General features: G+C 76.7%; 1 protein-coding gene. It reads left to right on the forward strand.

All coding sequences use genetic code 11. The features are described from left to right. Nucleotides 1–45 precede the first annotated feature (45 nt). A complete protein-coding gene (locus tag ACWGL3_RS06695; protein ID WP_452461001.1) occupies nt 46–9,492 on the forward strand; it encodes an amino acid adenylation domain-containing protein in 9,447 nt (3,148 codons plus the stop codon). Nucleotides 9,493–9,507 lie beyond the last annotated feature (15 nt).

Raw genomic sequence — 9,507 nt, forward strand, 5'->3', positions numbered from 1 at the left:
CCGTCCGCCGTCCTCCCTCCCCGAACGCGCACCAGGAGCCACCACGTGCTGTCCCCCCAGGAGTCGAACCGCCCCGAGCCCGTCCCCGTGGACGCGGTCCCGCACGCCTCGGTACCGGAGGTCTTCGCCGCGCAGGCGGCGCGCACCCCCGGCGCCCCGGCCCTGCTCGGTGACTTCCCCGAGGTGTCCTACGCCGAGCTCGACGCCAGGTCCGCCGACCTGGCCCGCCTCCTGCTCCTCCGGGGGCTGCCCCGCGAGGGCACCGTGCTGCTCGCCCTGGAGCGGGGTCCGCACGTGGTCACCGCGATGCTCGCCGTGCTGCGCGCCGGGGGCGCCTACGTCCCCGTGCACCCCGACGACCCCGCCGAACGGGTGCTGGCCGCCGCCGAGCGCACCGGCGCCCGCCTGGTCCTCACCGACCGCTCGCTCGGCCACCGCCTGCCCGAACGCCTGAGGGGGACCGCCCGGGTCGTCGACCTGGACGGGACGGACGTCCTCGTGGCGTGGCGGGGCGCGGACACGGCACTGCCCGTGGTCGACGCGCGCGCGGCGGCCTACGTCATGCACACCTCCGGGTCGACAGGGGTCCCCAAGGGGGTGGCCGTGACCCATGCCGACGTGGTGGCCCTGGCCCTGGATCGGCGCTGGGGCGGCGGTCGCGACCGCCGGGTGCTCTTCCACTCCTCGCACGCCTTCGACGCCGCCACCTACGAGATCTGGGTGCCGCTGCTGCGCGGCGGGGCCGTGGTCGTCGCACCCCCCGAACGGCTCAGCACCCCCGCCTTCGGCGCGCTGGCGCGCCGGCACGGGGTCACCTCCACCTTCGTCACCGCCGCCCTCTTCGACCTGTTCGCCGCCCAGGACCCCTCCTGCTTCGCCCCCCTGCGCGAGGTGATCGCCGGGGGCGAGGCCGTCCCTCCCGCAGCGGTCCGCACCGTGCTGGAGGCCTGCCCCGACACGGTCGTGGCCAACGGGTACGGGCCCACCGAGACCACCACCTTCGCCACCCACTTCGCCGTGGACCGGGCCCGGCCCCCGCACCTGTCGGTCCCCGTCGGCACGCCCCTGGACGGCATGTGCGCCCGCGTGCTCGACGCCCGGCTGCGCACCGTGCCCCGGGGGCGGGTCGGGGAGCTCTACGTCGGCGGCGCCGGGGTCGCGCGCGGCTACCACGGGCGCCCGGCCCTGACCGCCGAGCGCTTCGTGGCCGACCCCCTCGGCGACGGCGGACGGCTCTACCGCACCGGCGACCTCGTGCGCGAGGGCGCCGACGGGACGCTGGAGTACGTGGGCCGCGCCGACTCCCAGGTCAAGATCCGGGGCTTTCGGATCGAACCCGGGGAGGTCGAGGCCGCCCTCCTCGCCCAGGAGGGGGTCGCCCAGGCCCTGGTCACCGTCCGCGAGGACGCGCCGGGCGCGCGCACCCTGGTCGGCTACGTGGTCGGCCCGGTCACGGACACCGCGGCCCTGCGCGACAGGCTCTCCGCCCGCCTGCCCGGCTACATGGTCCCCTCCGCCGTCGTGGTCCTGGAGGCGCTGCCCCTGACCGCCAACGGCAAGGTCGACCACCGCGCCCTGCCCGCGCCCCCCGCCCGCACCGTCGACTACGTCCGGCCGCGCGAGGGCGCCGAACACGCCGCCGCCGAGGAGTTCGCCGCGGCCCTGGGGCTGGAACGCGTGGGCGCGCGCGACGACTTCTTCGCCCTGGGCGGCGACTCCATCCTCGCCGCCCGCGTGGCCTGGCGTCTGGGCGAACGCCTGGGGACCGGCCTCGACCCCCGCGCCCTGTTCCGCCACCCCACCCCGGAGGGCATCGCCGCCGCGGGCGGCGCAGGACCCCGCGAGGAGCCCATCGCCCCCGTGGGACGCGGGCGCCCGCTGCCGCTGTCGGCGGCCCAACGCCGCCTGTGGTTCCTGCACCAGCTCGACGGCGACAGCTCCGAGTACCACACCGGCAGCGCCTTCCGCCTGCGCGGCCCGCTCGACGTGTCCGCGCTCGGCCGCGCCCTGGAACTGCTCCAGGAACGCCACGAGTCCCTGCGCACCACCTACGACACCGTCGACGGCGAGCCCTTCCAGTACGTGGGCTCCCCCCGCCGCGACCTGCTCACGGTGCGCGAGGTGGCCGCCGGGGACCGGACCGCCCTCCGGGAGGAACTGCACGCACACCTGCGGCGCGAGGTCGACACCCCCTTCGACCTGGTCACGGGGCCACCCACCCGTGCCCTGCTGCTGCGCCTGGAGGCCGAGGACCACGTCCTGGTCCTGAGCACCCACCACATCGCCTGCGACGGCTGGTCGGTCGACCTCCTGCACCGCGACCTCGCCGCCTTCCACCGGGCCGTCGTGCGCGGGGAGGACGCCGACACCGGTGCGGAACTCGACTACGCCGACTTCGCCGTCTGGGAGCAGGGCCGCTGGGAGGGCCCCGAGGCCCGGCGCCGCCTGGAGTACTGGGCGCGCACCCTGGAGGACGTGCCCCCGCTGGCCGTGCCCACCGACCGGCCCCGGCCCGCCCGGCGCACCACGGCCGGGGCCGTGCACCGCACCACCCTGGACGCCGGCCTGCTCCGGGGGCTGCGGGCCCTGGGCGCGGAACGCGGCGCCACGCTCTTCGCGACCCTGGCGGCCCTGACCCAGGCGGTGCTCTCCGCGGCCTCCGGCTCCGCCGACGTCGCCCTGGGGGCCGCCTCCGCCGGACGCGACCACCCCCGGCTGGAGGACGTGGTCGGCTTCTTCGTCAACCCGGTCGTGCTCCGCTCCCGCCTGCGCCCGGGCACCACCGCGGCCGAGTTCGTCGAGCAGGTGCGCGCCGAGGCCGACGCCGCCCTCGCCCACGAGATGCCCTTCGACCGCGTCGTCGACGCCCTGGTCACCGAACGCGACCCCTCCCGCGGCCCCCTGTTCCAGGCGCTGATGGTCCTGCAGAACGCCCACACCGGCGGGCTGGAGCTGGAGGGGCTGCGCACCGAGGAGCTCGACCTGCCGCGCACCGCCGCCCTGGCCGACCTGGTCTTCGAGTACGCCGAGCGCGACGGCGTCCTGCGCCTGGCCGTCGAGTACAACACCGACCTGTACGACGCCGGGCGCGTGGAGGCCCTGGCCGACGCCCTGTCCCGCCTGGCCGGCGCCGTCGTCGCCGACCCCGGCCTGGACCTGACCGCCCTGGACCTGCGCCCCGCGTCCGAACGGGCCCTCCTGGAGACCTGGGAACGGGGTCGCGCCCAGGCCGGGCCCGTCTCCGTGACGGCCGCGTTCGCCGCGCAGGCGGCGCGCACCCCCGACGCCCCGGCCCTGCTCGGCGACTTCCCCGAGGTGTCCTACGCCGAGCTCGACGCCAGGTCCGCCGACCTGGCCCGCCTCCTGCGCGCCCGGGGGGTGGGCGCCGAGGAGGCCGTCCCGCTGCTGCTGGAGCGGGGTCCGCACGTGGTCACCGCGATGCTCGCCGTGCTGCGCGCCGGGGGCGCCTACGTTCCCGTGCACCCCGACGACCCCGCCGAACGCGTGGCCTGGACGGTCGAACACACCGGGGCCCGCGTCGTCGTCACCGACACCGCCTCACGCTCCCGCCTGCCCGAGGGCCTCGACGCCCGCGTGCTGGTCCTGGACGGGACCGAACCGTACCCGCCCGCCCGTGCCGGGGACCCCCTTCCCGTGGTGGACGCGCGCGCGGTGGCCTACGTCATGCACACCTCCGGGTCGACGGGTGTGCCCAAGGGGGTGGCCGTGACCCATGCCGACGTGGTCGCCCTGGCCCGGGACTCACGATGGGACGGCGGTCGCGACCGCCGGGTGCTCTTCCACTCCTCGCACGCCTTCGACGCCGCCACCTACGAGATCTGGGTGCCGCTGCTGCGCGGCGGGGCCGTGGTCGTCGCACCCCCCGGGCGCGCGGGCGCGGAGGAGTTCGGCGCGCTGGCGCGTCGGCACGGGGTCACCTCCACCTTCGTCACCGCCGCCCTCTTCAACCTCTACGCGGCCCAGGACCCCTCCTGCTTCGCCCCGCTGCGCGAGGTGATCACCGGGGGCGAGGCCGCCAACCCCACGAGCGTCCACCGTGTCCTGGAGGCCTGCCCCGACACGGTCGTGGCCAACGGGTACGGGCCCACCGAGACCACCACCTTCGCCACCCACCACCCCGCCGCGCGCACCCGCGAACCGGTGCGCGCCGTCCCCATCGGCACGCCCCTGGACGGCATGCGCCTGCGGGTGCTCGACAGCCTCCTGCGTCCCGTCCCCCTGGGCGCGGTGGGAGAACTGCACATCGGCGGCGCCGGGGTCGCGCGCGGCTACCACGGGCGTCCGGCCCTGACCGCCGAGCGCTTCGTGGCCGACCCCCTCGGCGACGGCGGACGGCTCTACCGCACCGGCGACCTGGTGCGATGGAACCGCTCCGGGGAACTGGAGTACGTGGGCCGCGCCGACTCCCAGGTCAAGATCCGGGGCTTTCGGATCGAACCCGGCGAGGTCGAGGCCGCCCTCCTCGCCCAGGAGGGCGTCGCCGAGGCCGTCGCCCTGGTGCGGGCCGCCCCCGGCGGCGGGCGACGGCTCCTCTCCTACGTCGTCGCCTCGAAGCAGGGCACGGGGCAGGAGGAGGCCGAGGGGTGGCGCCGCGCCCTGGCCGCCCGCCTGCCCGGCTACATGGTCCCCTCCGCCGTCGTGGTCCTGGAGGCGCTGCCCCTGACCGCCAACGGCAAGCTCGACCACCGCGCCCTGCCCGAACCCGGGAACGACCGGGAACACGCCGCCCCCCGGACCGACGCCGAACGCCTCCTGGCCGAGGTGTTCGCCTCCGTCCTGGCCGTGGAGCGGGTGGGGGTCCACGACGACTTCTTCGCCCTGGGCGGCGACTCCATCCTCAGCATCCAGGCGGTCTCCCGCGCTCGCGCGGCCGGGGTGGAGCTGACCAGCCGCGACGTCTTCTCCCACCCCAGCGTCGCCGCCCTGGCCGAGGTGGCGCGCGTGCGGCCGACCGGGCCGGCCGGGACGGGACCGGTGAGCGGCCCGGTCACCCCCACACCCGTCATGGGCTGGTTCGACCGCACGCACCCGGTGGCGCCCGACCACTTCGCCATGTCCGTGCTCCTGGACCTGGCCCGCCCCCTGCGACCGCGCGCCCTGCGCACCGCCCTGGCGGCCCTGGCCGACCACCACGACATGCTCCGCCTGCGCCGCGACGGCGACGGCCCGCGTGTGGCCGAACCCGGCACCGCGGCCCCGCCCCTGGACGTGGTCGACCTGACCGGGCACCCGCCCGAGAGGACGCACGACCCGGCCTCGGAGAGCATCCGCGCCGCCCACGCCGGTCTCGACCTGGCCCGCGGGCCGGTCTTCGCCGCCGTCCTCCTCGACTCCGGCGCCGCCGGCTCCCGCCTGTTGCTGACCGCCCACCACCTCGTCGTGGACGGGGTGTCCTGGCGGGTGCTGCTGGAGGACCTGGCCACCGCCTACCACCAGGCGCTCCGGGGGGAGCCGGTGGACCCGGGGCCGCGCACCACGCCCTTCCCCGTGTGGGCGGACCGTCTGGCCCGCCACACCGCGGAGGGGGCCTTCGACGCCGAACTCGACACCTGGGCGGCCGTCGCCGCCACCCGCGTCGAACTGCCCCGCGACCACCCCGGCCGGGGCAACGGCCTGGTGGGGGACCAACGGGTGGTCACCGCCGGGCTGTCCGAGGAGGACACCCGCCGCCTGCTGCGCGAGGCCCCCTCGGCCTTCCGCACCCGGGTCAACGACCTGCTGCTGGCCGCCCTGGGCCGCGTGCTGTGCGACTGGTCCGGGGCCCGGAGCGTCCCCGTGGACCTGGAGGGCCACGGCCGCGAGGACCTGTTCGAGGACGTGGACACCTCCCGCACCGTGGGCTGGTTCACCACCGTCTTCCCCGTCGTGCTCACCTCGGCCCCCCGCTGGGCCGACCAGATCCGCACCACCAAGGAGACACTGCGCGCGGTCCCCGGCAACGGTGTGGGCTACGGGGCCCTGCGCCACCTGGGCACACCCCGGCAGCGCGCCCGCCTGGAACAGGATCCCGCGCCCGGCGTGAGCTTCAACTACCTGGGCCGCTTCGACACCGTGCCGGGCCGGGACGCCCTGCACACCGGCCTGCGGATCAACCCCGGCGGCGAGCACTCCCCGGACGAGGAACGCGCCCACCTGGTCGAGGTGGTGGGCCGTTTCGAGGGCGAACGCCTGGTCTTCGACTGGCACCACGCCGCCACCGTCCACGACACGGCCACCGTGCGCCGCCTCGCCGACCGCCTGGCCGCCGAACTCGCCGACCTGGCCGGCTTCTGCCTCGACCCCTCCCAGGGAGGGGCCACCCCCTCCGACTTCCCCCTGGTGCGCCTGGACCAGGCCCAGGTCGACCGCCTCGTCGGCGACGGCCGCGACGTCCAGGACGTGTGGCCGCTCACCCCCATGCAGCAGGGCATGTTCTTCCACTCCGTCCTGGAACCCGGCTCCGGCTCCTACCTGGAGCAGGTCGTCGTCGACCTGACCGGGGTCGGGGACCCCGGCTCCCTGGACCGCGCCTGGCGGGAGGTGGTCGCGGCCACCCCCGTCCTGCGCGCCCGGGTGGCCTGGGAGGGGCTCGGCGAACCGGTCCTGCTGGTGCACCGCGACGTCCCCGTCGAGGTGGTCCACCGCGACCTGCGCGGTGCGCAGGAGGAGGAACGCGAACGGGCACTGGCCGACCACCTGGCCCGGGACGCCTCCCTGGGCCTGGACCCCGCCCGCGACCCGCTCCTGCGCGTGGCCCTGCTGCGCACCGGCGAGGCCTCCGTGCGCATGGTGTGGACCTTCCACCACATCGTCCTCGACGGGTGGAGCCTGCCCCTGGTCCTGGAGGACCTCCTCACCGCCCACCGGGGCCACGCCCCGGCCCCGCGCCCCGACTTCCGCGAACACCTGCGCCGCCTGGCCGGGCGGGACGCCGAGGAGGCGCACGCCTTCTGGCGGGAGGCTCTGGAGGGGGTGGCCGAACCCACCCCGCTGCCCTACGACCGGCCCCCGGCCGCGCTGCGCGCCGCACGCTCCTCCGCCCGCGTCCAGGTCTCGCCGGCCCCCGCGCGGGCCGAGGCCGTGCACGCCTTCGCGCGCGCCCACGGACTGACCGTCAACGCCCTGGTGCAGGGGGCCTGGGCCCTGCTGCTGTCCGCGTACTCGGGCCGCACCGACGTGGTCTTCGGCGCCACCACCTCCGGCCGGCCCGACGACATGCCCGGCGTGGAGGCCGCGGTGGGGCTGTTCATCAACACCCTGCCGGTACGCGTCGCCGTCGACCCCGCCGTGCCCGTGGTCCGGTGGCTGCGCCGCCTCCAGGAGGACCAGGCGCTCTCGCGCACCCGGGACCACGTGTCCCTGGCCCGGGTGCAGGCCGAGGCGGGCCTGCCCGGCGACACCCCGCTCTTCGACAGCGCCGTGGTGTTCGAGAACTACCCGGTGGTCGGGGCACCGCCCGGGGACGGCCCGCGCGCCGAGATCGTCACCGCGGTGGAGGCCACCAACTACCCGCTCGCCCTGAGCGCCTACGCCTCCGACGGGCTGCGCCTGGTCCTGGGCCACGACCCCTCCTGCTTCGACACCGCGACCGCCGAGCGCCTCCTGGCCGACCTGGAGCGCATCCTGGTCTCGCTCACCGAGGACCCCGAACGCCCCCTGGGCCGCGTGGCCGGCGCCGACCCGACCCGTTCCCTGGCCCTGGCCGAGGGCGGCGGGAAACAGCCGCCCCGCACCACCGTCACCGCCCTGTTCGCCGAGCGCGCCGCCCTCCACCCCGGGGCCACCGCCCTGATCGGGGCCGACGGCGCGTGGACCTACGCCGACCTGGACGCCGAGGCCGAGCGGGTCGCCGACCGCCTGCGCTCCCTCGGCGTGGGCGCGGAGTCCCGGGTGCTGCTGCTCATGCCCCGGTCGCCGCGCGTGGTCGCGGCCGCGCTCGGCGTCCTGCGCACCGGGGCCGCCTACGTCCCGGTGCACGAGACCGTGCCGACCGCGCGGGTCCGATCCCTGGCCGGGGCCCTGGGAGCGCGCGTGGCCGTCGCCGATCCCGCCATGGCCGGGCGCTGCGCGGACCTGGAGGCCGTGGTCGGCTACGCCGCCGACGGCGCCCTGACCGGCGCCGAGGGGACAGGGGGCGGGGGCGCCGGGGACCCGGCCGGGCGGGGGCCTGTACACGAGCACACCGCCGCCTACGTCATGTTCACCTCGGGCTCCACCGGCGTCCCCAAGGGCGTGGTGGTCGACCACCAGGCCGTGGTCGCCCTCAGCGCCGACTCCCGCTGGGGCCACGGCCACGACAGGGTGCTCTTCCACTCCCCGCACGCCTTCGACGCCGCCACCTACGAGATCTGGGTCCCGCTGCTCAACGGCGGCACCGTCGTGGTGGCCGACGGGCCGCTCTCCGCCGACTCCCTGCGCGAGCACACCGCCCGGCACGGGGTGAGCGCGGTCTTCCTCACCACCGCGCTGTTCAACCTCTTCGCCCAGCAGGACCCGGAGTGCTTCGCGGGGCTGCGCGAACTGTGGACCGGCGGGGAGGCCGCCGACCCCGCCTCCCTGGCCCGGGTGCGCCGGGCCTGCCCCGACACCTCCCTGGTCCACGTGTACGGGCCCACAGAGGCCACCACGTTCGCCACGTGCACCGCGGTGGGCGAGGAGGAGGCCCGTGCCGGGCACTGCCCCATCGGCCGCCCCATGGACGCCACCGGCGCCCACGTGCTGGACGGCGCCCTGCGGCCGGTGCCGCCGGGGGCGGTGGGAGAGCTGTACCTGTCCGGGCCCGGGACCGCGCGCGGTTACGACGGCCGGCCAGGCCTGACCGCCGAGCGCTTCGTGGCCGACCCCTTCGGCGACGGAGGCAGGCTCTACCGCACGGGCGACCTGGTGCGCTGGTCCCCCGACGGACGCCTGGTGTTCGTCGGCCGCGTCGACGGCCAGGTCAAGCTCAACGGGTTCCGCGTCGAGACCGGGGAGGTGGAGGCCGCCCTGCTGCGCGGACCGGACGTCGCCCAGGCCGTGGTGCTGGTGGCCGAGGCCCCCTCCGGGGGGCGCAGGCTCGTCGCCTACGTCACCGGGCACGGGGCGGACCCCGAGGCGACACGGGAGCGGCTGACCCGCGAACTGCCCGCCTACATGGTGCCCGCGGCCGTCACCGTGCTGGAGTCCCTGCCGCTCAACAGCAACGGCAAGGTGGACCGGGCCCTGCTGCCCGAACCCGTCTGGGCGCGCGCCGCCGCACCCGTCCACGTCGGGCCGCAGACCCCCACCGAGGAGGCCGTGGCCCAGGTGTGGGCCCGCATCCTGGGCCTGGAGCGCATCGGGCGCGACGACAACTTCTTCGAGATCGGCGGGGACTCGGTGCGCAGCCTCCAGGTGGTGCGCGAGGTCGAGAGCCTGCTGGCCGTCACGGTGCCCACCCGTCTGCTGTTCGACCACCAGACGGTGCGCGCCTACGCCGAGGCGGTGGAGGACGTGCTGCTGGAACAGATGTGACACGGCGCGGGCGCC

The sequence above is a fragment of the Nocardiopsis sp. NPDC055824 genome (assembly GCF_053616335.1).